We start from the raw sequence: 24,062 nt of genomic DNA, 5'->3' as shown, positions 1-24,062 counted from the left end.
ACGCGGGGGTGGGGCGTACCCCACCCCCGATCGAGTGACCTCGCTCAGCTGCCGCGGACCCGCCGCACCGTGTCGCGGTAGAAGTAGCCGCTCTGCTTGATCGTGCGCTCCTGCGTCTCGTAGTCCACCCGGATCAGGCCGAACCGCTTCGCGTACCCGTACGCCCACTCGAAGTTGTCCAAAAGGGACCAAGCGAAGTACCCGCGCACATCAGCACCCGCTTCGCGCGCCGCCGCGACCGCGGCGATGTGCGATGCCAAGTACGCCGTGCGCTGCTCGTCGCGGACGAAACCCGACGAGTCCGGGTCGTCGTCGAACGCCGAGCCGTTCTCCGTGATGTACATCGGCAGGCCCGGGTAGTCGCGACCCAGGCGCGTCAGCAGCTCAGTGAACTTTCCCGGCAGGATCTCCCAGCCCATCGCCGTCGTCGGCTCGCCGAACGGGACCACCCGGGATGCCGGGATGCCCTCGTCGTCGATCGCGCGGCCCGTCTCGTCGACGCCCGAGAACTGCTGGCCGAAGTAGTAGTTCACGCCCAGGAAGTCCAGCGGCGTCGAAATCACCGAAAGGTCGCCGTCCTGGACCGGAAGACGAACTCCGCGGTCGGCCAGGTCCTCCACCACGTCGGCCGGGTAGCGCCCGTGCACCAGCGGGTCCAGGTAGACCCGGACGCCGAGGCCGTCGGCCTGCCGGGCCGCGCGGACGTCCTCCGGGGAGTCCGTCGCCGGGTCCGCCGTGCACATGTTCAGCGTGATGCCGAACTCCGTGTCCGGCGGGGCGGCCTCACGCATCCGCTGCGTCGCGAGGCCGTGACCCAGCAGCAGGTGGTGCACTGCGTGCAACCCCGCCGCGTAGTCGCGCCGGCCCGGCGCCATCACGCCGTGGACGTACCCGTGCATCGCCGAGCACCACGGCTCGTTCAACGTCGTCCAGTGCCGGACCCGATCGGAAAGCCGGTCGAACACCAGCATCGCGTAGTCCGCGAACCGGTACGCCGTGTCGCGCGCCGGCCAGCCGCCCGCGTCCTCCAGCTCCTGCGGCAGGTCCCAGTGGTACAGCGTGAGCCACGGCGTGATCCCGCGGCTCAGCGTCTCGTCGACCAGCCGGTCGTAGAACCCGATCCCGGCCTCGTTGACGCCGCCGCGGCCGCGCGGCTGGACCCGGGGCCACGCCACGGAAAACCGGTACGTGTCCGCACCGAGCTCGCTCACCAGCTCGATGTCCGACGGCATCCGGTGGTAGTGGTCGCACGCCACGTCGCCGGTGTCGTTGTTGTCGATGGCCCAGGGGACCTGGCAGAACGTGTCCCAAATGGACGGAGTGCGCCCGTCTTCCGCGACCGCGCCTTCGATCTGGTACGCGGCGGTGGCCACGCCCCAGCGGAAGTCCGGCGGCAGCGTGTCGATCAGCGCCTGCTGTTCGGCGGTCGCGGCGGTGGTCTCGGTCAAGGCGGGTCTCCTCCAGGTGGACCGGATAGGACAGACGGCGTTCAGGGGGTCGCGACCGGGTGCAGGAAGCAAGCCACTTCCCGTGACGGGTCGCCGCCGGGCAAGCCCAGCTCGGGCACCTTCGAGTCGCACGGCTCGAAGGCTTTGGGACACCGCGGGTGGAACGCGCAGCCGGCCGGCATGCCGCGCGTGTCCGGCGGCGATCCGGGGATCCCGGCCAGCTCGCGGCGCGGACCGCGCAGGGCCGGGAACGAGTTCAGCAAGCCGAAGCTGTACGGGTGCAGCGCGTCCCGGTAGAGCGCCGACGCCGGCGCCTGCTCGACGATCCGGCCGCCGTACATGATCGCGATCCGGTCCGAGAACTCGACCAGCAGCGACAGGTCGTGCGTGATGAACAGGACCGAGAAGCCCAGCCGTTCCCGCAGTTCCACGAGCTGACCGAGGATCTGCCGCTGCATCACGACGTCGAGCGCGGTGGTCGGCTCGTCCATGATGACGACCCGGGGTTCGAGCGCCAGCGCCATCGCGATCATCACGCGCTGACGCATGCCGCCGGAGAGCTGGTGCGGGTACGCCTCCAGCCGGTCGGCCGAGATCCCGACCAGCTTGAGCAGTTCACGCGCCCGCGCCACCCGGCTCGCGCGGGTCGACTTCGGTTCGTGCGCCTTGATGACGTCGACCAGCTGCGTGACGACCTTGTGCACCGGGTTCAGCGAGTTCATCGCGCCCTGGAACACGATGGAAGTCTCCGCCCACCGGAAGTCCCGGAGCTGCCGGTCCGTCAGGCGAAGGACGTCGTAGGGCTCGCCGTCCGCAGGATGGTAAATGACCTGGCCGCCGCGGATCACGCCCGGCGGCGCGAGCAGCCGCGTCAGCCCGTAGGCCAAAGTGGACTTCCCGCTGCCGCTTTCCCCGGCCAGGCCGAGGACTTCGCCTCGGTGCAGCGTCAGGTGCACGTCCCGGACCGCGCGCACGGCCTCTTCGCCGACGCCGTAGTCGACGTCCAGGCCCTTGATCTCCAGGACCGGGTCCATCATGGCTGTTCCTCCCGCCCGAGCACGGGCGTGAAGCCCACGCGCATGCGATGCGTCCGCCCGTCGGCGCCCTTGACGCGGGCCTTGCCGCTGCCGCGCAGCCGCGGGCTGACGAACTCGTCGATGCCGAAGTTGAGCAGGGACAACGCGGTGCCGAGGATCGCGATGGCCAGCCCGGCCGGCACGAACCACCACCACGCGCCCTGCGCGAGGGCCTGCTGGCTCTGCGCCCAGAACAGGATCGTGCCCCAGTTCCAGTTGGACAGTCCGGAGACGCCGACGAACGCGAGCGTGATCTCCGACATCACCGCGAAGATCACCGTGCCGACGAAACTGGACGCGATCACCGCGGTCAGGTTCGGCAGGATCTCGAAGAAGATGATCCGCCACGTCGACTCGCCGGTCGCCCGGGCCGCTTCGACGTATTCCCGGCCGCGCAACGAAAGCGTCTGCGCTCTGAGGACGCGCGCGCCCCACGCCCACGACGTGAAGCCGATGATCACGGCGACGAGGTAGTCACCGCCGGTGGGCACCGCGCTGCCGATGATGATGATCAGCGGCAGCGCCGGGATCACCAGGAACACATTGGACAGTGCGGACAGCCCTTCGCCGGGCGTCCCGCCGAGGTAGCCGGACGTCACGCCGACGAGCACCGCGAGGATCGTCGCCACGATCCCGGCGGTCAGCCCGACCAGCATGACGCTGCGCGTGCCGACCACGACCTGGCTGAAGATGTCCTGGCCGAGGTGGGTGGTGCCGAACCAGTGCCGGCCCGAGGGCGACTCCATCAGGTCGTTGCTGCGCGCCGACGGGTCGTACGGCGCGATCCACTCGCCGATGATCGCGATCACCACGAAGAAGACGATGACGGCGAGCCCGGTGACCGTCTTGCCGCCGGTCAGGAACCGGAACCGGCGCCGCTTCGACCGGCCGGCGACCGCGTCGACGGGGAGGGCTTGGGCGGCTTTGACGTCCGCCGCGGGTACGGCCATGTCAGCCCTCCTTCCGGGTGCGCGGGTCGAGCGCGAGGTAGGCGACGTCGGCGAACAGGTTCGCCACCAGCACCGACAGCGTGATGATCAGGAAGATGCCCTGCATCAGCGGGTAGTCCTGCGAGCCGACCGCCTGGAACAGCTGGTAGCCGACGCCCGGGTAGGAGAAGACGATCTCCACCAGGAGCGTGCCGCCGACGATGAACCCCAGCGCCAGCGCGAAGCCGGACACGCTGGGCAGCAGCGCGTTGCGCGCCGCGTACCCGACCATCACCCGGCGCTCGGGCAGGCCCTTGGCGTGCGCGACCGTGACGTAGTCCTCCGACGCGACGGTGACCATCATGTTGCGCATGCCCAGGATCCAGCTACCCATCGAGCTGATCAGGATGGTCAGCGCGGGCAGCAGGCTGTGCTGGATCGCGCTGCCGATGAACGTGCCGTCCCAGCCCGGGATGGTGCCGGGGTCGTAGCCCCCGGACGACGGGAAGAAGCTGCCCGGGCCGGCCAGCAGCGTCAGCGCGATCAGGCCGAGCCAGAAGTACGGGATCGACGAGAGGAACGTCGTCACCGGCAGCAGGCCGTCGACCCACGAGCCGCGCTTCCAGCCGGCGATGACGCCGAGCCCGGTGCCGAGCGCAAAGCCGACGATCGTCGTGATGCCGACCAGGATGATCGTCCACGGCAGACTGTCGCTCAGCAGGTCGGACACCGGCGTCGGGAAGAACGTGAACGAGATCCCGAGGTCGCCGCGGAAGAGCTGGCCCCAGTAGTCGAAGTACTGGGAGATCAGGCTTTCGTTCTTGTCGAGTCCGAAGAGGACGTACAGCGACTGGACCGCGTCCTGGCTGATCATGCCCTGGTTCTTCGCGATCAGCGACTGCACGGGGTCGCCCGGGATCATCCGCGGGATGAAGAAGTTGATGGTGACGGCGGCCCAGGCCGTGAAGAGGTAGAAGGCCAGCCGTTGCAGCAGGTACCTCATCGGGCGGTCCCGTCGTACAGCCAGCACGCGGCCCAGTGGCCGGGCGCGTCGTCGACCTCGAACCGCGGTGGCAGGTCCGTCTTGCACCGCTCCATCGCAACGGGGCAGCGCGGGTGGAACCGGCACCCGGACGGCGGGTCGATCAGGCTCGGCGGCTCGCCCGCCCCGCGCTCGGCCGGCACCTCGCCGGGGTCGAGCTCGGCCGCGCCGCCGGCCAGCCGGTCGGGGTCGGGCGCGGAGTCGATGAGCAGCCGCGTGTACGGGTGCGCCGGGTTCTGCGTGATGGTCTCACTGTCGCCGCCCTCGACCATCCGGCCGGCGTACATCACCATCGTCTCGTCGGCGAAGTAGCGCGCGGACGCGATGTCGTGCGTGATGTACAGGATCGCCAGGTGGAGGCGTTCCTTGAGGTCCCGCAACAGGTTCAGCACGCCGAGCCGGATGGAGACGTCCAACATGGACACCGGCTCGTCGGCCAGCAGCGCCTCCGGGTCGGCGCCGAGCGCCCGCGCGATCGCGACGCGCTGGCGCTGCCCGCCGGACAGCTCGTGCGGGAACTTGTCGATGTACCGTTCGGGCGGCGTCAGCTGGACGCGGGAAAGCAGCTCGTGCAACGACTTCTCGAGGTCGTCGCCCGCGCGGCCGTGGATCTTCAGCGCCCGCGTCAGGTGGTAGCGCACCGTGTGCACCGGGTTCAGCGACGCGAACGGGTCCTGGAAGATCATCTGGACCCGGCGCGCGTAGGCGCGGAACGCCTTGCCGTGCTTGACGTTCACGGTCTCGCCGTGCAGCCGGATGTCGCCGCCGGTGCGCGGGTAGAGCCCCGCGAGCAGGCGGGCGACCGTCGACTTGCCCGAGCCGGACTCGCCGACCAGCGCCGTGACCCGGCCCCGCCGCAGCGTCAGGGTGACGTCGTCGACGGCCTGGACGGCGCGGCGCGGCCCGGTGAGACCCGCGCGTCCGCGCCGCCGTACGGGGAAGTGCTTGGTGAGTCCCGCCGCCTCCAGAACAACGGGGAGGTCCCCCTCCGACCCGACGGCGATGGGGCCGGAGGGGGCCGGGGCGGCCGCGTCGCCGCGGCCGTCCCCGGTCTCCGTCATGACTGAATCCGCCATCAGGCCGCGGGCTTCAGGTGCAGGACGATGTCGAGCGCGTTGCGCAGCGTGGGCTGCGCCGGGCCGTACGGGTTGGCGTCGTCCGGCCAGCCGACCCAGTTCTTCGTGCTGTACTCGCCGCCGGAGTTGGCCGCCGAGGTCGGGACCATCGGCTGCTGGTCGATCATGATCTTCTGCAGCGTCGCCATGGCGGCGGTGCGGGCGGCGTCGTCCTCGGCGTTGGCGTAGGTCTCGAGCGCCTTGGTCGCCTCGTCGTTCTTGAAGCGGCCGTAGTTGCCGTTGATGCCACCCTGGCCGGTCGGCTTGTAGCGGTTGCCGTCCATGACGTCGCGGTACATGTCGTACGGCGTCGCACCGTCGTTGGTCCAGTGCATCAGGCCTTCGAAGTCACCGGTGTCGACCGACTTGATCCACGCGTCCTGGTTCATCTTCTCGACCGTGGCGGTGATGCCGATCTGCGCCAGGTTGTCCTTGATGATCTCCAGGTCGGTGATGTAGTCCGACCAGCCCGACGGGACCGTCAGCTTGAGGGTGACCGGCTTGCCGCTCGGGTCGGCCAGCTTGTCGCCGTTGAACTTGTAGCCCGCGCCGGTCAGCAGCGACTTGGCGCCCGGGACGTCGACCTGGACCGTCTGGCCCTTGTACTGCGGCGCGATGAACGGGTCGCCCGCCGGCGTCGGGATGCCGGTGACCTGGTCGTTCTTCGGGTAGAAGTAGCCGGCCTCGCCCTGGTTGAAGATGTCGTCGCGGTTGATCACCTTGCTGACCGCCTGACGCAGCTTGGCGTCGTTCCAGGGGGCCTTCTCGGTGTTGAACCACAGGCCGTGCACGGCCAGCTGCGCCGGGAACCACAGCTTGTAGTGCTGCGGGTCCTTGTTCGTGTAGACGGCCTTGTAGTTCGGGATGAAGACGAAGCTCCACTCCGACGCGCCGCTGACCAGCGCGCTGACCTGCGCGTTGTTGTCGGTGTAGGAGGTGTAGCGGATCTCCTTGACCTTCGGCGCTTCCTGCCAGTAGCCGGCGTCGCGCCGGGTGACGATCATCGTCTGCGGCGTGAACGACTTGAGCGTGTACGGCCCGGTGCCGATCGGGTTCTTCACGGTGTCGAGCGCCGGGTCCTTGACCGACTGCCAGACGTGCTTCGGCACGACGAGCGTCTGCAGGATCTTGAGCTGGTTGACGAACTGGGACGTCTCGAAGCCCAGCGTCACCTGGTTGCCGGCCGCGGTGATGTCCTTGTACGGCACGGCGTCGACGTTCAGCGCCTTGTTGTCGCGCAGCAGCTGGAACGTGTAGGCGACGTCGTCGCCGGTCATCGGCTGGTTGTCGGAGAACTTGACACCGTCACGGACGGTCAGAACCAGCTTCTTGTAGTTGTCCGACCAGTCCCACTTCGTCGCGAGCCACGGCTTGCCCGGCTCCTGCGGCTTGACGCGGTTGAGCATGACGAGGGGCTCGTAGATCATCCACCGGTACCCCATGTTCGACAGGGCGGACGTCTCGAGGAACGGGTTGTTGTTCTCCGATTGCGGGCCGTCGGGCTTGCCCACGTTGAGCACCTGGTCCGGGTTGCTCTGCGCGGCGTTCGAGCTGCCGCCCGAACACGCGGTCAGGCCGCTCAGGGCCATGGCGGCCACCAGCGCTGCGACGATGGAGCGCTTGACTCGCATCGTTCCTCCTAGTCATCGACGACGTGCGTAGATGTCGACTGGTAGCGAGCCCCGACCGCCGGCGACCGAACGACGTCCCGAAGTCAACCCGGGTGACTCGGGTCACGTCAATAACACGGCGGTAACGTTTTGTACCTAAGTTTAAGTACTGAAAGAACTGGCGGTCTGGACCTGTCTCGGTGATTACTCCTTGCGACGCAAGGGAATCAGCCAGTCCGGCCCCCGTTCGCGAGCAGCTGCGCGATGGGCAGGGTGGCCGCGCCGAGCGCGACCGCGTCCGGCCCGAGGCTGCCGAGGACGACCTCGGTGCGCCCGGCCAGGTAGTCGAGCGCGTGCCGGCCCACCGCGTCGCGCACGGCGGGCAGGATCGCCGGTCCCATGATCGCCCCCGCCGAGCCGGAGAGCACCACCCGGTCCGGGCTGAGCAGGTTGATCAGGTTCGCGATGCCGATCCCCAGGTACTCGCCGGTCTCCGCGAGGACGTCGGCGGCGGGGCCGTCGTCGCGGGCTTCGTCGACGATCCGCGCCAGCTCGTTGTCGCTTTCATCTCCGATGACCGGCTCCTTGCCGACGCGGTCGGCGTAGTGCCGGACGATCGCCTCGGTGCCTACGTAAGCCTCGAGGCAGCCGTGCGAGCCGCACCGGCACGCCGCCCCGCCCGCCTTGACGACGGTGTGGCCCCACTCGCTGGTGGTGATGCCGGGGTGCGACGGCCCGGCGGTCGCGACGGCGGCCCCGACGCCCACGCCGAGCAGGGCGACGATGGCGCGTTCGGCACCCCGGCCGGCGCCGCGCCAGGCCTCGACCTGGCCGAGCGTCCGGGCGCGGTTGTCGAGGTGGAGGGGCGCGGCGATGTGCGGGTGGATGAGGTCGGCGAAGGCGACACCGCGCCAGCCGAGGGTGGGCGCGTGCACGATCCCGCCGTCGCGGACCGCGCCGGGCACGCCGATGCCGACGCCGAACACCGCGTCCGGTTCGCCCCCTTCGAGCACTTCGTCGATGCCGGTTCGCACCAAACCGGCCACTTCGTCCGGGTCCAAGCGGGTGCCGACGAGCGGGTGGCGGACCGTGCCGAGCGTCCCGAGAGCGCAGTCGAACAAGCCGACCTCGACGTGCGTTTCGCCGACGTCGACGCCGACGACGTGCCCGAAGTCGGGCCGCACGGCGAGCAGCGTCCGCGGCCGTCCGCCGTCGGATTCGACCGAGCCGGCCTCGGCGACGACGCCGTCGGCGATGAGCTCGGAGACGACGTTGGTAACGGTGGCGGCCGACAGTCCCGATTCAGCTACTAGTTCCAGCCTGCTGACGGGGCCGCGGAGGTAGAGGGAGGACAGGAGTGCCGCGCGGTTGTGCCGCCGGAGGTCTCGAGTTGTCTGGCGTACCACCTGGGTCACCTGGGGGATTGTGCCAGATACCACCCATGCCACTATGGGTTCGGGACTTAGTTCACCACTTAATACATAGCCACAACTTACGGTGATCAGGCATCCTGGTCGCAGCCGGTGAGAGTTTCAGATGGGTTGCCCATGGCGAGCAAGCGCACCACCGTCCGTGATCTGCGGCGGCACAACCGTTCCCTGCTGCTGTCGAAACTGTACTTCGACGGCCCGCTGTCGCGGCACGAACTGAGCCAGCTCACCGGATTGAGTGCGGCGACGGTCAGCAACGTGACCGCCGAACTGGGCGAAGAGCGCCTCATCACGGAGGCGGGCCAGGTCGAGTCCGACGGCGGCCGGCCCCGGGTGCTGCTGCGCGTCGACCCGGCGTACGGGCACGTCGCGGGCGTCGACATCGGCGAGACGGGCGTCAAGGTGGAGCTGTTCGACCTGGCGATGACCCGCCTGGCAACGGTGGACCACCCGCTCCCGAAGGCCCCGGACCCGGCAACGGCGGTCGAGCAGGTGACGTCCGGACTGCGCGAAGTGTTCGCGAGCGCGGGCATCGACGAAGCAACGGTGCTGGGCGTGGGCATCGGCGTCCCGGGCACGGTCGAGCAGGGAGCGCGAGTACTGGTCCACGCACCGACGGTGGGCTGGGACGCGGTGCCGCTGGTATCGCTACTGCAGGACGCGGGGGTATCGCTGCCGTTGTTCGTCGACAACGGAGCGAAGACGCAGGGCCAGGCGGAGATGTGGTTCGGCGCGGGCCGGGGAGCGCGCCACGCGGTGATAGCGCTGATCGGCTCGGGCGTGGGCGCGGCGGTGGTGACGGACGGAACGACGTACCGGGGATCGACGAGCAGCGCGGGCGAGTGGGGCCACACAACGATCGCGTACGGAGGCCAGCAGTGCCGCTGCGGAGCGCTCGGCTGCTTGGAGGCGTACATCGGCGCGGGCGGAGTGCTGGCGAGGTACCGGCGAGTGCGGGGGAAGGAAGTCCCGGGCGAGGACGAGCAGGCCCAGTTCGCGGCCCTGCTGGAGGCGGCCCCGAAGTCCAAGACGGCGGCAAAGGTACTGGACGAGACGGCGGGCTACCTGGGCGCGGGGATAGCGAACTTGATCAACTTGTTCAACCCGGAGCGCATAGTGATCGGCGGCTGGGCAGGCTTGGCCCTGGGTGAGCAACTGTTACCCCGAATCCGCGAAGCGGCGAGCGAGCACGCGCTGAGGCACCCGTTCAGCCAGACATCAATCCAGCTGGGCTCGTTGGGCCTGGACGCGGTGGCAACAGGAGCGGCAACGCTACCGGTGGCGGACCTGCTGGAGCAGGGAGCAACATCGAAGATCGCCAAGCCAGGAGCCCCAAACTCAGACGCGGCGTGAGGCAAAACCAAGGGGAACCCGAGAACAGGCACCGACGAGGACCCAGACTCCCCCGCACCCCGATCCGAAGCCACAACACGGCCGGCAGCGCCGGGTCAAGGCATCTTTCCCGCCTTGACGCGGTGTTGCCGGCCGTAGTCACAATGAGGGCTTCGGGGTGCCGGAAGGGGCGACGGGCCAGGGTGCCGGAAGGGCACAACGAAGCCACCGAGCACGTGCCCCGCTGACCGGGAACCCGCCCCACCAGCGTCGCACCCGCCAAACCCGCCACCCACTCACCCTTAATTCGGGTTGAAAAAAAATGACCGCCCGACGGTTGCCCGGCTTGTCTGGACCATGCATACTTTGTTGCCAGGCACAACAAAGCACCCGGCAAAGACGTCGCCGCCCGTAAAGTCCGACCCCGCCCACGGACCGCGAGCGCCGGCCAAACGGTCGCGCCTGCCGCCGCCCCGGCATGCGAGGCCACCTCCCCCTCCCCGCGTTCCGTGCTGCGCGCGGAACGCCGTTCCCCCCACGGTGAGAGAGGCGACAACGATGTCCACCTCGTTCCGAAAAGCCCGAAAGAGAACAGCCGCGCTCTTCGCCGCGGCCTCCCTGCTCCTCCTCGGCCAGCAGGTCTTGACCCCGGTAGCAGCCGAGGCCGCCGCCACCTTCACCGACGACTTCAACGGCCCCGCGGGCGCCGCCGTCGACGGGTCGAAGTGGCAGCTCGAAACCGGCGACAACGTCAACAACCACGAGCGGCAGTACTACACCTCCGGCACCAACAACGCCCAGCTCGACGGCCAGGGCCACCTCGTCATCACCGCCAAGAAGGAAAACCCCGGCAACTACAACTGCTGGTACGGCCGCTGCGAGTACACCTCCGCGCGGATGAACACCGCCGGCAAGTTCAGCCAGGCCTACGGCCACTTCGAGACGCGCATGAAGCTCCCGCGCGGACAGGGCATGTGGCCGGCGTTCTGGATGCTCGGCGGCAGCAACTGGCCGACCGACGGCGAAATCGACGTCATGGAGAACGTCGGGTTCGAGCCGAACACCGTGCACGGCACCATCCACGGCCCCGGCTACTCCGGCTCCGGCGGCATCGGCGCGGCCTACAACGGCCCGAACTTCTCCGACGACTTCCACACCTACGCCGTCGACTGGTCGCCCAACCAGATCAAGTGGTACGTCGACGGCAACCTCTACCAGACGCGCACGCCGGCCGACCTGAACGGCAACCGTTGGGTCTACGACCACAACTTCTTCATCATCCTCAACCTCGCCGTCGGCGGGTACTGGCCCGGCGACCCGAACAGCAGCACGCAGTTCCCGCAGCAGCTCATCGTCGACTACGTCCACGTCACCACCGACACCGGGGGCGGCACCCCGCCGAGCGGCCGGACCGGCACTATCACCGGCATCGGCGGCAAGTGCGTCGACGTCGCGGGCGCGAACACCGCCAACGGCACGCCGATCCAGATCACCGACTGCAACGGCAACGCCGCGCAGAACTGGACCATCGGCACCGACGGCACGATCCGCGCCCTCGGCAAGTGCATGGACGTCAGCGCCGCGGGCACCGCGGACGGGACCCCCGTGCAGCTCTACGACTGCAACGGGACCGTGGCCCAGCAATGGGCGATCAGCGGGGCGAAGGACATCGTGAACCCCAACGCGAACAAGTGCCTCGACGCCACCGGCAATTCGAGTGCGAACGGCACCCGCCTGCAGATCTGGACCTGCGGCGGCACGGCCAACCAGAAGTGGAACACTCCCTGATCCACCCCCTCGGGCAGGCGGGCCCCGCCCGGCCCGTCTGCCCGGCACTCTTTCCTTACCCCACAAGGAGAATCCCAGTGCGACGAATGTTCGTCGCGCTAATGGGGTGTGCCCTGTTAGCGCTTTCTTCCCTCACCACCGGCTCCGCCCAAGCCGCCGTCGAGGCCGGTCCGTCCGCGAGCCAGCTGCTCGCGAAGACCCAGACCTGCCAGCAGATTTCGAACGGCAAATATTCCTTCGACGAAGGCGGCGCGGCCACCGTGCCCGTCTGCCAGGCCAACGGCGCGGTGTTCTTCACGGCCGACATGGACATCGACTGCGACGGGGTCTGGACGACCCAGTGCAACGAGAACACCGACTGCTGCTTCTACCCCGACACCGCGTTCCACACCTCGACCGACCAGCCGCTCAACGCGGCCCAGCTGCCGTACATCGTGCTGCCGCAGCCGACGTCCACTTGGGACTACCGCAACTACGGCATCGACGGCGGCTCGGTCGTGGCGGTGATCTACAACAACCAGGTCACCTACGCCGTCGTCGGCGACACGGGTCCGACGAGCATCATCGGTGAGGCGTCCTACGCCACCGCCGTCAACCTCGGCATCAACCCGGACCCGTCCAACGGCGGCACCGAGGGCCCGGTGACGTACATCGTGTTCCCGAACACGCACGTCAACCCGATCGAGAACCACGCCAACGCCACGAGCCTCGGCGAGCAGGTCGCGACGCAGTTCGCCGGCGGCACCACGACGCCGCCCGCCCAGAACGCCGGGCGGATCACCGGCATCGGCGGCAAGTGCGCCGACGTCGCCGGCGCGAGCAACGCCAACGGCACCGCCGTCCAGCTGTACGACTGCAACGGCACGACCGCTCAACAGTGGACAGCCGGCAGCGACGGGACCGTGAAAGCGCTCGGCAAGTGCCTCGACGTCACCAGTGCCGGCACGGCCAACGGCACGCCGACCCAGCTGTGGGACTGCAACGGTTCCGCCGCGCAGAAGTGGTCGGCCAACGGATCGCAGAACCTCGTGAACGCCGGCTCCGGCAAGTGCCTCGACGCCACCGGGAACTCGAGCGCCAACGGGACCCGGCTCCAGATCTGGACCTGCGGGTCCGGCGCGAACCAGAAGTGGACGCTGCCATGAAGAAACTGCTCACCCTGCTCGGCGTGACCGCGCTCGCCGCGGCCACCTTCGCCGCGCCCGCGCAGGCCGCGGGCGAGACCGTGAACGTCTGGCTCACCACCACCAGCGACTCCGGCGGCCGGACGGTCACCCGCGGCCTGCAGCAGCAGACGCCGGTCACCTTCGCCTCGGGCACCGGCTCCGGCGGCGTGACCATCAACGTCAACGAAAACACCACCTACCAGCAGTTCGAAGGCGGTGGAGCGTCCTTCACGGACACCGCCGCGTGGCTGCTGAACTCCAGCGGGGCGCTGTCCCAGGCCACCCGCGACGACACGATGCGCAAGCTGTTCGACCCGAACAACGGCATCGGGCTGAGCTTCATCCGCAACCCGCTCGGCGCGTCCGACCTGGCCCGCTACAGCTACACCTTCGACGACATGCCGGCCGGGCAGACCGACCCGAACCTGACGCACTTCTCGATCGCCCACGACCAGGCCGACGTGCTGCCGCTGACCAAGCAGGCCAAGCAGCTCAACCCGCAGGCCAAGGTGATGGCGTCGCCGTGGAGCGCGCCGCCGTGGATGAAGGACAACGACAGCTACCTGCTCGGCTGGGTCCAGTCGCAGTACTACCCGGCCTACGCGCAGTACTTCGTCAAGTACCTCCAGGCCTACCAGGCCGCGGGCGTGCCGATCGACTACGTCTCGATGCAGAACGAGCCGACGTGCTGCTCGAGCTACCCGTCGACCAACTGGAACGGCGCCGGGCTGGCGTACTTCGCGAAGAACAACCTGCTGCCGGCCCTGCAGGGCGCCGGACTGTCCACAAAGGTCCTCGCGCTCGACTGGAACTGGGACACCTACGCGTCCTACGGCGCACCGACCCTGGACGACCCGGCGATCCGCAACCACCCGAACTTCGGCGGCGTCGCCTGGCACGGCTACGGCGGCGACATCACGCAGCAGACGACGACGCACAACCAGTACCCGAACGTCAACGCCTACTCGACCGAGCACTCCGGGGGCACCTGGATCTCGAACCAGCAGGCCGAGGACATGAACAACATCGTCGACTACACGCGCAACTGGTCGAAGAGCTTCGTCAAGTGGAGCCTCGGCGTCGACCAGAACATGGGCCCGCACAACGGCGGCTGCGGCACCTGCACCGGCCTGATCACCGTCCACAACGGAGACTCGCGCAGCGGGCAGGTCGACTACACCGTCGAGTACTACACGATGGGCCACCTGACGAAGTTCGTGAAGCCCGGCGCGTACCGGATCGACTCGACCGACAACTCGACCGTCCGGAACGTCGCTTGGAAGAACCCGGACGGCTCGAAGGCGCTCATCGCGTACAACTCCGGCACGGGCAACCAGAGCGTGCGCGTGAACTGGGGCGGCTCGTCGTTCACCTACACCCTGCCCGGCCACACCTCGGCCACGTTCACCTGGAGCGGCAACCAGGGCACCGGCGGGGGCGGCACCGGCAAGACCGGTCCGATCACCGGCCTCGGTGGCAAGTGCATCGACGTCGCCGGCGCCAGCAGCGCCAACGGCACCGCCGTCCAGCTCTACGACTGCAACGGCTCCAGCGCCCAGCAGTGGACCGTCGGCACCGACGGCACGGTCCGCGCGCTCGGCAAGTGCCTCGACGTGACCGGGCAGTCCACAGCGGACGGTGCGCAGCTGCAGCTCTGGGACTGCGGCGGCACGGCCAACCAGCAGTGGGCGGCCACCGCGGCCCGGGACCTCGTCGGGGCCGGGTCGAACAAGTGCGTCGACGCGACCGGCAACTCCAGCGCCAACGGCACCCGGCTGCAGATCTGGACGTGCACCGGCGCCGCCAACCAGAAGTGGAACGTGCCCGCATGAAGAAGACAGCAGTATTCGGTGCGCTGATCGCCGCGTCGGCGCTGGTGCTCGCACCGGGCGTCGCGCAGGCGGCGACCGGCCCGATCACCGGCATCGCCGGCAAGTGCGTCGACGTCAAGGCGGCGAGCACCGCCAACGGCACGGCGATCCAGCTGTACGACTGCAACGGAACCAACGCCCAACAGTGGACGGTCGGCTCCGACGGATCCCTGCAGGCGCTGGGCAAGTGCCTGGACGTCACGAGCGCGGGCACCGCGAACGGCACCACGGTCCAGCTCTGGGACTGCAACGGCTCCGCCGCCCAGAAGTGGACGGCCAACGCGGCGAAGAACCTGGTCAACACCGGTTCGGGCAAGTGCCTCGACGCGACCGGCAACTCCAGCGCGAACGGCACGCGGCTGCAGATCTGGACGTGCGCGAGCACGGCCAACCAGCAGTGGACGCTCCCGTCCGGCGGCACCACGCCGCCGCCGAGCGGGCCGGGCGTGATGGCCGTGGCGCCGTACCTCTACAACGGCTGGGGCAACCCGCCGAGCCCGCAGACGATCCAGAACGCCACCGGCGTCAAGTGGTTCACGCTGGCGTTCATCCTGTCCAACGGCTACTGCAACCCGATGTGGGACGGCGGCCGGGCGCTCACCGGCGGTGTCGACCAGAACACCATCAACGCGGTGCGCGCGGGCGGCGGCGACGTCATCCCGTCGTTCGGCGGCTACTCCGGCAACAAGCTGGAGTCGTCGTGCGGCAGCGCGGGTGAGCTGGCGGCGGGCTACCAGAAGGTGATCAGCGCCTACGGCCTCAAGGCGATCGACATCGACATCGAGGCCGACGCCTACAGCAACCCGACCGTGCAGCAGCGCACGGTCGACGCGCTGAAGACGGTGCGGGCGAACAACCCGGGCATCAAGCTGTACGTCACGTTCGGCACCGGACAGTCCGGCCCGGACAACAGCCTGGTGAACCGGGCGGCGCAGTCCGGGCTGACGGTCGACGGCTGGGTCATCATGCCGTTCGACTTCGGCGGCGCCGGCCAGAACATGGGCACGCTGACCCAGCGCGCGGCCGAGGGACTCAAGAACGTCGTCAAGACCGCGTACGGCTACGACGACGACACGGCCTACCGGCACATGGGCATCTCGTCGATGAACGGCATCACGGACAACAACGAGACGGTCACGCTGAACGACTTCACCACCATCCTGGCCTACGCGAACTCCCACCACCTGGCCCGGTTGACGTTCTGGTCGGCCAACCGCGACCGCCCGTGCCCGGGCGCCTACCCGAACGACGACACGTGTTCGGGCGTTTCCCAGCAGGCGTGGGACTTCACGAGGATCTTCGCCCGCTACGCCGGCTGACGGCGGGCAACAGCAGGCCCGGCCGGGGTTCCGGCCGGGCCTGCCGCGTGTTCGAGGGCTGCCGGACCGTGACACTGGGGAGGCCCCGGCCCGGCAGCGGTGGGCTCCGCCTGCCGCTGGGGGTCTCCGGCGGCGAAACCGCTTTCGCAGGCTATCGAGCCGAGCGGGAATTGGGGACCGTCAAAATGCCGGGGTGCCCGAACGGGCAGCCGTAGACTGGCCGCCGTGCCCGAATCGACAGTGGACGCCGTGCTCGCGGAGCTGGCCGCGCTCGAGGACCCCAAGGCCCGCGCGATCAACGAGAAGCACGGCGACGACCACGGCGTCAACCTCGGCAAGCTGCGCGCGGTCGCGAAGCGGCTGAAGACGCAGCAGGACCTCGCCCGCGATCTCTGGGCCACCGGCGACACGGCGGCGAAGCTCCTCGCCACCCTGATCTGCCGCCCGAAGGCGTTCGACCGCGACGAGCTGGACGCCATGCTGCGGACCGCCGGCACCCCCAAGGCGCACGACTGGCTCGTGAATTACGTGGTGAGGAAGAGCCCGCACGCCGAAGAACTGCGCCGGACCTGGTTCGCCGACCCGGATCCCGTGGCCGCGAGCGCCGGCTGGGCGCTGACCACCGACCGCGTGGCGAACCACCCCGAAGACCTCGACGGCCTCCTCGACCTCGTCGAGAAGGAGCTGAAGGACGCGCCGGACCGGCTGCAGTGGGCGATGAACAGCTGCCTGGCCCGGATCGGGATCGAGCACGACAGCCACCGCGCCCGCGCGATCGACATCGGCGAACGCCTCGAGGTGCGCAAGGACTACCCGACCCCGCCGAACTGCACGTCGCCGTTCGCGCCGGTCTGGATCGCCGAAATGGTGCGCCGGCAGGCGTAGCTACTCCGCCGCGACCGCCGCCCGGGCCGCTTCGGCGCGGTCCGCGTACGCCTCGACCAGCTGCTCCTCGGCGTCCTCGAGGTACTTCATCAGCAGCTGCTCCGCGCCCGGCCCGTCGCCGGCCTCGATGCGGTCCAGGATCTCGTGGTTGCGCGGCAGGTAGCGCTCGTGGAAGCGCCGCGGCTCGGCCATGATGTGGAAGACCAGCCGCAGTTCGGCGGTCAGCCGGCCGACCAGCTCGTTGACGCGCTCGCTGCCGGACAGCGCGGCCAGCTCCTGGTGGAACCACACGTTCGCGGTGCCGAGGTCCTTCCAGTTCCCGGTGCGCGCGGCCTCGTCGCCGATCTCGACCTTCTCCTTGATCCGCTGGAAGGTCGCCGGCTTCGCCGTCACCCCGCGGACCGCGGCGCACTCGATGATCTTGCGGACGCGGTAGATGTCGACGACGTCCTCGACGCTCGGGATGCGGACGAAGACCCCGCGGTTGAGCTCGTGGGCCAGCAGCCGCTCGTGCGTGAGCAGCCGGAACGCCTCGCGCAGCGTGTTGCGGGAGACGCCGAGCGCGTTGCCGATGTCCTGCTCCGAGAGCCGGCCGCCGGGCAGGAAGAAGCCTTCCGCGATGCGCTTGCGCAGGACGCCGGCGACCCGCTCGGCCGTGCTCTTGCGGCTGACCAGGCCGCGGTCGGCCTCCAGGCCCGGGAGCCCGCTGTCTTCGATGACCACGCCGACGATGGTACCCGTCACACTAAGGACGATGTAATTGCCGTCTTGTGGAATTGTTCAACAATCCCTAGTGTGTGAGGCACGCCACGATGAGACACTGGCCAGGAGGTGCCCCATGACTGCGACAACTGCTACCGAGGCTCGGCCGTTCGACTGGTTCCGCACGCTCGGCAAACGCGGGCGCCGCGCCTTCGTGGGCGCCTTCGGCGGCTACGGGCTGGACTCGTTCGACTACCAGACCCTGCCGCTCGGCCTGGCCGCGATCACCGCGTACTTCGGGATATCCAGCGGCGAAGCCGGGCTGCTCGGCACGACGACGCTGGTCGTGTCGGCCGTCGGCGGGGTCGGGGCCGGCATGCTGGCCGACCGGATCGGCCGCGTCCGCACGCTGCAGATCACCATCGCGATGTACACGATCTTCACCGTGCTCTGCGGGTTCGCGCCCAACTTCGAGACGCTGCTGGTCTTCCGCGCCCTGCAGGGCCTGGGCTTCGGTGGTGAGTGGGCGGCCGGCGCCGCGCTGGTCGCGGAGTACTCGCAGGCCAAGTACCGCGGCCGGACCGTGGCGTTCGTGCAGAGCGCGTGGGCGGTCGGCTGGGGCCTGTCGGTGATCGTCTACACCGTGGTGTTCAGCGTCGCGAGCGACGACGTCGCCTGGCGGATCATGTTCTGGACCGGCGTCATCCCGGCGCTGCTCGTGCTGTGGGTCCGCAAGAGCGTCAAGGACGCCCCGCGCGCCGAAGAACGGCTCAAGACCGAGCGCGTGAAAGGCACGCTGGTCAAGATCTTCCAGGCCGACCTGCTGCGCACGACGCTCTTCGCCGCGCTGCTCGCCACCGGCGTCCAGGGCGGGTACTACACGATCTCGACGTGGCTGCCGTCCTACCTGAAGAAGACACGCGAGCTGACCGTGATCGGCACCGGCGGCTACCTCGCGTTCCTCATCACCGGCGCGTTCGTCGGCTACGTCTGCGGCGGCTACCTCACGGACCTGATGGGGCGCAAGAAGACCTTCCTGACGTTCGCGCTGCTCTCGGCCGCGCTGATCGTCGCGTACACGCAGATCCCCAAGGGCGCCAACGGGCTCGTGCTCGTCCTCGGCTTCCCGCTCGGCTTCTCGATGTCCGCGATCTTCAGTGGTTTCGGGGCGTACCTCGCCGAGCTGTACCCGACGGCGCTGCGCGGGACGGGACAGGGCTTCACCTACAACTTCGGCCGCGCGGTCGGCGCGATCTTCCCGACCGTCGTGGGCTTCCTCGGCGCGGGCGGCGCGATCGTGTTCGGCGCGCTCGGCTACGGCATCGCCGTACTCGCACTGCTGGGGCTTCCGGAGACCCGGGGCATCGAACTCGTTGACTGAGGGGGAACTCATGACGACCTTCGACGAGCCGGCCACGTACACGCCCGCGCAAGCGCGAGCGGCGTTCCGCACCGGCACCGCCCGCCCCACCACGGGCTGGGCCAGCGGCTTCACCCAGACCAACCTGATCGCCGTGCCCGAGGACTGGGCCTACGACGTCCTGCTGTTCTGCACCCGCAACCCGCAGCCGTGCCCGCTGCTCGACGTCACCGACCCCGGCGACCCGGCCACCCGCCTCGCCGACGGCGCGGACCTGCGCACCGACCTGCCGCGCTACCGGATCTGGCAGAACGGCGTGCTGGCCGGCGAGGTGTCGGACGCGACCGGCCTCTGGCGCAGCGACATGGTCGCGTTCTCGATCGGCTGCAGCTTCACGTTCGAGACGGCGCTGGCCGCCGAGGGCGTCCCGCTGCGGCACGTCGACCAGGGCCGCAACGTCGCGATGTACGTGACGAACCGGCAGTGCGAACCCGCCGGGCGGCTGTTCGGCCCGATGGTCGTGTCGATGCGGCAGATCCCCGAAGACCGCGTCGACGACGCCGTCCGGATCACCCGCGCGATGCCGGCCGTGCACGGCGCGCCCGTGCACATCGGCGACCCGCGCGCGCTGGGGATCGAAGACCTCTCCCGGCCGGACTTCGGCGACCCGGTGGACGCGGAGCCGGGGGACGTCCCGGTGTTCTGGGCCTGCGGCGTCACCCCGCAGGCGGCGCTGATGGCGTCGCGGCCCCCCTTTGCGATCACCCACGCGCCGGGGTACATGTTCATCACGGACCGGCTCGACAGCGAATACCGGGTGGGCTGAAATGGATCTGAACAGCGATCTCGGCGAGGGCTTCGGCGCCTGGAAGATGGGCGACGACGAAGCCATGCTCGACATCGTGACCAGCGCGAACGTCGCGTGCGGCTTCCACGCCGGCGACCCGTCGGTGATGCGGCGGGTGTGCGACCTGGCGGCCGAACGCGGCGTCGCGATCGGGGCGCACGTGGGGTACCACGACCTGGCCGGGTTCGGCCGGCGCGCGCTCGACATCGCACCGGACGACCTGGCGAACGAGGTGCTCTACCAGATCGGCGCGCTGGACGCGTTCGCCCGCGCGGCGGGCAGCCGCGTGACGTACGTGAAGCCGCACGGCGCGCTGTACAACACCGCGGCGGTGGACGTCGAGCAGGCGGCGGCGATCGTCGACGGCCTGCGCCGGTACGACCCCGCGCTCGCGCTGCTCTGCCTGCCGAACTCGGAAATGCAGCGGCAGGCGGAAAAAGCGGGTGTGGTGGCGTACGCGGAGGCGTTCGCCGACCGGGCGTACACCGCCGACGGCAAGCTCGTCTCGCGCAAGGAGCCGGGCGCGGTGCTGCACGACGGTTCGGCGGTGGCGGAGCGCGCGGTGGGAATGGCCACCGGCGGCGGCGTCGTGACGGCGGACGGCGGGCAGCTCGACCTGCTCCCGGACTCCTTGTGCGTGCACGGGGACACGCCGGGCGCGGTCGACCTCGCCCGGCGGATCCGCGAGGGCCTGACCGCCGCGGACGTCCCGCTGACCGCGTTCACCGGATGACCGTCCGGCTGCTGCCGTGCGGGCGGCGCGCGGTACTGGTGGAGCTCGACGACGTGCTCGGCTTCCAAGCGGCGTTGACGCGGTTGTCCTTGGCCGGCGTCGAGGAGCTGGTCCCGGCGGCCCGGACGTTGCTGGTCCGCTTCGACCCCGCGGTGACGGACGCGGACCGGCTCAGCGCGGCGCTGCGTGAAGTGTCCCCTGTGGACACTGCGGTGTCCGCATCGGCCGAAGTGGTCGTCCCGGTGGTGTACGACGGCGAGGACCTCGCCGATGTCGCGGCCGAAGCGGGCTTGTCCGTCGACACGCTGATTTCCCGGCACAGCGCGGGTTCGTACGTCTCGGCGTTCTGCGGGTTCGCGCCCGGCTTCGCGTACCTGTCCGGTTTGGACCCGGCGCTGCACGTTTCGCGCAGGTCGACGCCCCGGACGCGGATCCCGGCGGGCTCGGTGGCGATCGCCGGCGAGTACAGCGCGGTCTACCCGAGCGCGTCGCCGGGTGGCTGGCGGCTGCTCGGCCGGACGAACGTGCCGGTGTGGGACGTCGAACGCGACCCGCCGAACCTGCTGCCGCCGGGCACGCGCGTGCGGTTCGAGGCGGTGCGGTCGTGAAGCTCGAAGTGGTGCGGCCCGGGTTTTCGACGACGGTGCAGGACCTCGGCCGCCCCGGCCACGCGGCGCTCGGCGTCTCCCGCTCCGGCGCCGCCGACCGCGCGTCGTTCGAGCTGGCCAACCGGCTCGTCGGCAACCCGTCGGACGCCGCGGCGCTGGAGGTGACGCTGGGCGGTCTGGTGCTGCGCGCGTCGAGCGTCACGACGGTGGCGGTGACCGGAGCTTTGTGCGCGGTCTCGCCGGGCGGCATGAACGGCCCGATCACGCTGCGGCCGGGCGACGAACTGGTGCTGGGCATGGCGTCGGCGGGCTTGCGCTGCTACGTCGCGGTGCGCGGCGGCATCGACGTCCCACCGGTGCTCGGTTCACGCTCGACGGACACCCTCGGAAAGCTCGGCCCACCGCCGCTCGCGGCCGGGATGCTGCTCCCGGTCGGCACTCCCGGGGCTTTCCCCGTGGTCGACTTGGCCCCGCGCCCGGCTTTGCCCTCATCGCCCGTCCTGCGCGTGACGCCGGGACCGCGTCGCGACTGGTTCGCCGCCCCGGACGAGCTGCTGTCCACTTTGTACACGGTCTCGCCGGACTCGGACCGGGTCGGCATCCGGCTCACCGGACGACCTTTGCAGCGCGCCCGCGTGGGTGAACTGCCGTCCGAGGCGTGCGTCCCGGGATCGCTGCAGGTACCGCCGTCGGGCCGCCCGATCCTGTTCCACGCGGACTCCCCGACGACGGGCGGCTACCCGGTGATCGCGGTCGTCGAGGAGGCCGACCTGGACGTCGCCGCTCAGCTGCGTCCGGGCCAGACTGTCCGCTTCACTTGGTCGTGACCACCAGCCAGGCCACGTTGGTGAGGACGATCGCGAGCCACAGCGGCCAGGTGCGCGTGCGCGGCAGGTGTCCCGGCTCCGCCAGGTAGGCGTCCAGGGCCTCCGCGACCCGGTCGTCGATCTCGTCGCGCAACCGCGCGTCCAGCTCAGACATGCGCCGGGACCGCCGGGCGCGGCATCGCCACCGACAGGCACGCCAGCGCCAGCGGGACCTCCAAACCGGCCATGAGCAGCGAGAACACGACGTCGTCGCCGGCCGTCACGACGTCGAACCAAGCGTCGGCCAGCAGCAGCGTCGCCGTGCCGATCGCCGCGAACGGCGTCCGCGGGTCACTGCGGCCGAGCAGCCACGCGGTGGCCAGCAGCCCGAGCGCCTCCGCCGCGTCTAAGCCCGTCCAGGCCAGCCGCCAGTTCCGCGCCTCCACGACGTCCGGCAGCGTCATCCCCAGTACCGCGATCCACGGCAGCAGGCACAGACCCGCCACCCAAAACAGTCTCTTCATCAGAACCCCCGATCTCCCGATCCAAGGTAGCCGATTGCAGAGATTCTTTGCAAACAGTCTCTGTAGTACGCTCCGGGCATGGTCGACCGTCCCGAACGCCGCGTCCTCACGGGCGCGGACCTCAAGGCCTTCTACAAGGCGCTGGCCAACCCCGTGCGCCGCGACATCCTGTCCTACCTGGGCAAACACGGCGAAGCGAACTCGACGAGCGTCGCGAAAGCACTCGGCGAGAGCACCGGGACGACCTCCTACCACCTCCGCCGGCTCGCCGACCTCGACCTGATCGCGGAGATCGAGGAGCGCTCGACCGGCCGCGAACGCTGGTGGCGGTCGCTGATGAAGGACATCTACACCCCGCCGGGCCTGGAGATGACGCCGGACGAGCGCGAGGCCGCGCACAAGCTCGGCGCGCTCAAGATGAGCCACGACCTCGGCCTGGTCACGCGGGCGTACGCGGGCTACGACAGCGCCGACGGCTGGAACCAGATCTACCGCGGCGGCCTGAACCTGACGAAGGAGCAGGTCGCGTCGTTCGTCGAGGAGTACCAGAACCTGCTCTGGAAGTACGTCACGGAGCCGGGCCACCACCCGCCGGGCTCGCGCGCGGTCGCCGTCCGGCTGATCGTCGTCCCGGAGGAAGAAGAGTCCACAGAGGACTAGAGACCCGAGACGCGCAGCGTGATGTTCAGCCGTCCGGTCAGGCCGAGCGCCGGGTCCGCCGTGCCCGGCAGCGTCTTCGGCACCCCGTGGTAGGCGAGCCGGGACGGGCCGCCGAACACGAACACGTCCCCCGAGCGCAGCTCGACGTCGGTGTACGGCCGGCCGCGGGTCTCGGTGTTGCCGAAGCGGAACACGCATGCGTCACCGAGGCTGAACGAAACCACCGGTGCCAGGCTGCGCTCGTCCTTGTCCTGGTGCAGGCCCATCTTCGCGGCGGCGTCGTAGAAGTTGATCAGCGCGATGTCCGGTGCGTAGTCCTCGGCGGCTTCGCCGTACGCGTCCGCCAGCGCGCGGCGGCCGAGGTCGCCGAGCCAGTCCGGGAACGGCAGCACCGGCGTCCCCTCGCCGGTCGTGCGCGAGTAGCCGTACGGGTACCAGTGCCAGCCGAGGCAGACGGACTTCACCGACATCACGCCGCCGTTGGGCAGCCGGGTGTGGCGGTAGCCCGCGAAGCCGCGGCAGGCCGCGACGAGCTCGCGCTGTTCGTCGAAGCCGAGCCAGTCGGGCACGTGGACGGCACCGGGCGCGAGTTCGGCGCGCGGGCGCGGCAGGAGGGCGTCCATCACCTCGATTGTGCCGGAGACTCCCGCCGGGCACGTTCGGTGATTGTCGAAGGCACGATTCGGTGACCGCGGAACGTCACGCCCCCGACAGTGAACAGCCGCAGGAGTCGCCCGAATGAACCAACCGGGCGCTCCTGCGGCCGAATCCCCTCGCGTTGGGCCACCATGCGCTAGACGTTCCCACACCT

General features: G+C 69.7%; 23 protein-coding genes. 12 read left to right on the top strand and 11 right to left on the bottom strand.

The features are described 5' to 3' along the window. Positions 1–44: 44 nt before the first annotated feature. The 7 genes from ACZ7OH_RS33505 to ACZ7OH_RS33475 form a co-directional block, all read right to left on the bottom strand. A complete protein-coding gene (locus ACZ7OH_RS33505; protein WP_470284487.1) occupies positions 45–1,448 on the bottom strand; it encodes a GH1 family beta-glucosidase in 1,404 nt (467 codons plus the stop codon). Between the two features lie 41 nt (positions 1,449–1,489). Beyond that, positions 1,490–2,485: an ABC transporter ATP-binding protein gene (locus ACZ7OH_RS33500; RefSeq protein ID WP_470284486.1), complete on the bottom strand. Its 996-nt coding sequence runs from the start codon at positions 2,483–2,485 to the stop codon at positions 1,490–1,492. Next, a complete protein-coding gene (locus tag ACZ7OH_RS33495) occupies positions 2,482–3,474 on the bottom strand; it encodes an ABC transporter permease (protein WP_470284485.1) in 993 nt (330 codons plus the stop codon). The genes ACZ7OH_RS33500 and ACZ7OH_RS33495 overlap by 4 nt, the downstream gene beginning before the upstream one ends. A 1-nt stretch (position 3,475) precedes the next feature. Next, positions 3,476–4,456 (bottom strand): ABC transporter permease, encoded by a 981-nt coding sequence (locus tag ACZ7OH_RS33490; RefSeq protein ID WP_470284484.1) that lies wholly within the window; start codon positions 4,454–4,456, stop codon positions 3,476–3,478. Then, positions 4,453–5,556 (bottom strand): ABC transporter ATP-binding protein, encoded by a 1,104-nt coding sequence (locus ACZ7OH_RS33485; protein WP_470284483.1) that lies wholly within the window; start codon positions 5,554–5,556, stop codon positions 4,453–4,455. The genes ACZ7OH_RS33490 and ACZ7OH_RS33485 overlap by 4 nt, the downstream gene beginning before the upstream one ends. Before the next feature lie 14 nt (positions 5,557–5,570). Beyond that, entirely contained in the window at positions 5,571–7,241 is a 1,671-nt protein-coding gene (locus ACZ7OH_RS33480; RefSeq protein ID WP_470284482.1) for an ABC transporter substrate-binding protein, read from the bottom strand. Positions 7,242–7,447: 206 nt separating this feature from the next. After that, positions 7,448–8,635, bottom strand: a complete 1,188-nt coding sequence (locus tag ACZ7OH_RS33475; protein WP_470284481.1) for an ROK family transcriptional regulator — start codon at positions 8,633–8,635, stop codon at positions 7,448–7,450. 132 nt (positions 8,636–8,767) lie between these two features. Between ACZ7OH_RS33475 and ACZ7OH_RS33470 the strand changes: the two genes are divergently transcribed. The 6 genes from ACZ7OH_RS33470 to ACZ7OH_RS33445 all read left to right on the top strand — a co-directional run bounded on the left by ACZ7OH_RS33470 (position 8,768) and on the right by ACZ7OH_RS33445 (position 17,011). Beyond that, positions 8,768–10,003, top strand: coding sequence for an ROK family transcriptional regulator (locus ACZ7OH_RS33470; RefSeq protein WP_400895426.1), 1,236 nt, complete (start codon positions 8,768–8,770; stop codon positions 10,001–10,003). Between the two features lie 537 nt (positions 10,004–10,540). Next, the gene (locus ACZ7OH_RS33465; RefSeq protein WP_470284480.1) at positions 10,541–11,770 is read left to right on the top strand and encodes a family 16 glycosylhydrolase; all 1,230 of its coding nucleotides are present in this window, start codon (positions 10,541–10,543) and stop codon (positions 11,768–11,770) included. Positions 11,771–11,856: 86 nt separating this feature from the next. Then, positions 11,857–12,915, top strand: coding sequence for an RICIN domain-containing protein (locus ACZ7OH_RS33460; protein WP_470284581.1), 1,059 nt, complete (start codon positions 11,857–11,859; stop codon positions 12,913–12,915). After that, positions 12,912–14,768, top strand: a complete 1,857-nt coding sequence (locus ACZ7OH_RS33455) for a ricin-type beta-trefoil lectin domain protein (protein WP_470284479.1) — start codon at positions 12,912–12,914, stop codon at positions 14,766–14,768. The genes ACZ7OH_RS33460 and ACZ7OH_RS33455 overlap by 4 nt, the downstream gene beginning before the upstream one ends. Continuing rightward, positions 14,765–16,126, top strand: a complete 1,362-nt coding sequence (locus tag ACZ7OH_RS33450; RefSeq protein WP_470284478.1) for a ricin-type beta-trefoil lectin domain protein — start codon at positions 14,765–14,767, stop codon at positions 16,124–16,126. The genes ACZ7OH_RS33455 and ACZ7OH_RS33450 overlap by 4 nt, the downstream gene beginning before the upstream one ends. A gap of 225 nt (positions 16,127–16,351) precedes the next feature. Next, positions 16,352–17,011 carry a DNA alkylation repair protein gene (locus ACZ7OH_RS33445; RefSeq protein ID WP_470284477.1) on the top strand — a complete coding sequence of 220 codons (660 nt, stop codon included), beginning with the start codon at positions 16,352–16,354 and terminating at the stop codon, positions 17,009–17,011. On the opposite strand, the gene ACZ7OH_RS33440 is transcribed toward ACZ7OH_RS33445, so the two are convergent. Next, entirely contained in the window at positions 17,012–17,734 is a 723-nt protein-coding gene (locus ACZ7OH_RS33440; protein ID WP_470284580.1) for a GntR family transcriptional regulator, read from the bottom strand. 115 nt (positions 17,735–17,849) lie between these two features. On the opposite strand from ACZ7OH_RS33440, the gene ACZ7OH_RS33435 reads away from it, so the two are divergent. The 5 genes from ACZ7OH_RS33435 to ACZ7OH_RS33415 are packed head-to-tail and all read left to right on the top strand — an operon-like array spanning position 17,850 to position 22,088. After that, positions 17,850–19,094, top strand: coding sequence for an MFS transporter (locus ACZ7OH_RS33435; protein WP_470284476.1), 1,245 nt, complete (start codon positions 17,850–17,852; stop codon positions 19,092–19,094). Positions 19,095–19,104: 10 nt separating this feature from the next. Continuing rightward, positions 19,105–19,899, top strand: a complete 795-nt coding sequence (locus ACZ7OH_RS33430) for a putative hydro-lyase (protein ID WP_470284475.1) — start codon at positions 19,105–19,107, stop codon at positions 19,897–19,899. A 1-nt stretch (position 19,900) separates the two neighbouring features. Then, positions 19,901–20,653, top strand: coding sequence for a LamB/YcsF family protein (locus ACZ7OH_RS33425; protein WP_400895446.1), 753 nt, complete (start codon positions 19,901–19,903; stop codon positions 20,651–20,653). Beyond that, entirely contained in the window at positions 20,650–21,261 is a 612-nt protein-coding gene (locus ACZ7OH_RS33420) for a 5-oxoprolinase subunit B family protein (RefSeq protein ID WP_470284474.1), read from the top strand. Before ACZ7OH_RS33425 ends, ACZ7OH_RS33420 begins: the two co-directional genes overlap by 4 nt. After that, positions 21,258–22,088, top strand: a complete 831-nt coding sequence (locus ACZ7OH_RS33415) for a 5-oxoprolinase subunit C family protein (protein ID WP_470284473.1) — start codon at positions 21,258–21,260, stop codon at positions 22,086–22,088. Before ACZ7OH_RS33420 ends, ACZ7OH_RS33415 begins: the two co-directional genes overlap by 4 nt. Here the strand turns inward: ACZ7OH_RS33415 and ACZ7OH_RS33410 are convergent. Both ACZ7OH_RS33410 and ACZ7OH_RS33405 read right to left on the bottom strand, forming a co-directional pair. After that, a complete protein-coding gene (locus tag ACZ7OH_RS33410; RefSeq protein ID WP_470284472.1) occupies positions 22,075–22,242 on the bottom strand; it encodes a hypothetical protein in 168 nt (55 codons plus the stop codon). The genes ACZ7OH_RS33415 and ACZ7OH_RS33410 overlap by 14 nt on opposite strands. Then, positions 22,235–22,591 (bottom strand): hypothetical protein, encoded by a 357-nt coding sequence (locus tag ACZ7OH_RS33405; RefSeq protein WP_470284471.1) that lies wholly within the window; start codon positions 22,589–22,591, stop codon positions 22,235–22,237. The genes ACZ7OH_RS33410 and ACZ7OH_RS33405 overlap by 8 nt, the downstream gene beginning before the upstream one ends. Positions 22,592–22,669: 78 nt before the next feature. Here ACZ7OH_RS33405 and ACZ7OH_RS33400 point away from each other — a divergent pair, with 78 nt between their 5' ends. Beyond that, positions 22,670–23,251, top strand: coding sequence for an ArsR/SmtB family transcription factor (locus ACZ7OH_RS33400; protein WP_470284470.1), 582 nt, complete (start codon positions 22,670–22,672; stop codon positions 23,249–23,251). Here the strand turns inward: ACZ7OH_RS33400 and ACZ7OH_RS33395 are convergent. After that, positions 23,248–23,874, bottom strand: coding sequence for an alpha-ketoglutarate-dependent dioxygenase AlkB family protein (locus ACZ7OH_RS33395; protein WP_470284469.1), 627 nt, complete (start codon positions 23,872–23,874; stop codon positions 23,248–23,250). The genes ACZ7OH_RS33400 and ACZ7OH_RS33395 overlap by 4 nt on opposite strands. Positions 23,875–24,062: the final 188 nt, after the last annotated feature.

Source organism: Amycolatopsis sp. NPDC114478, from assembly GCF_055633805.1.
This window is presented reverse-complemented; position numbering and strand designations above follow the sequence as displayed.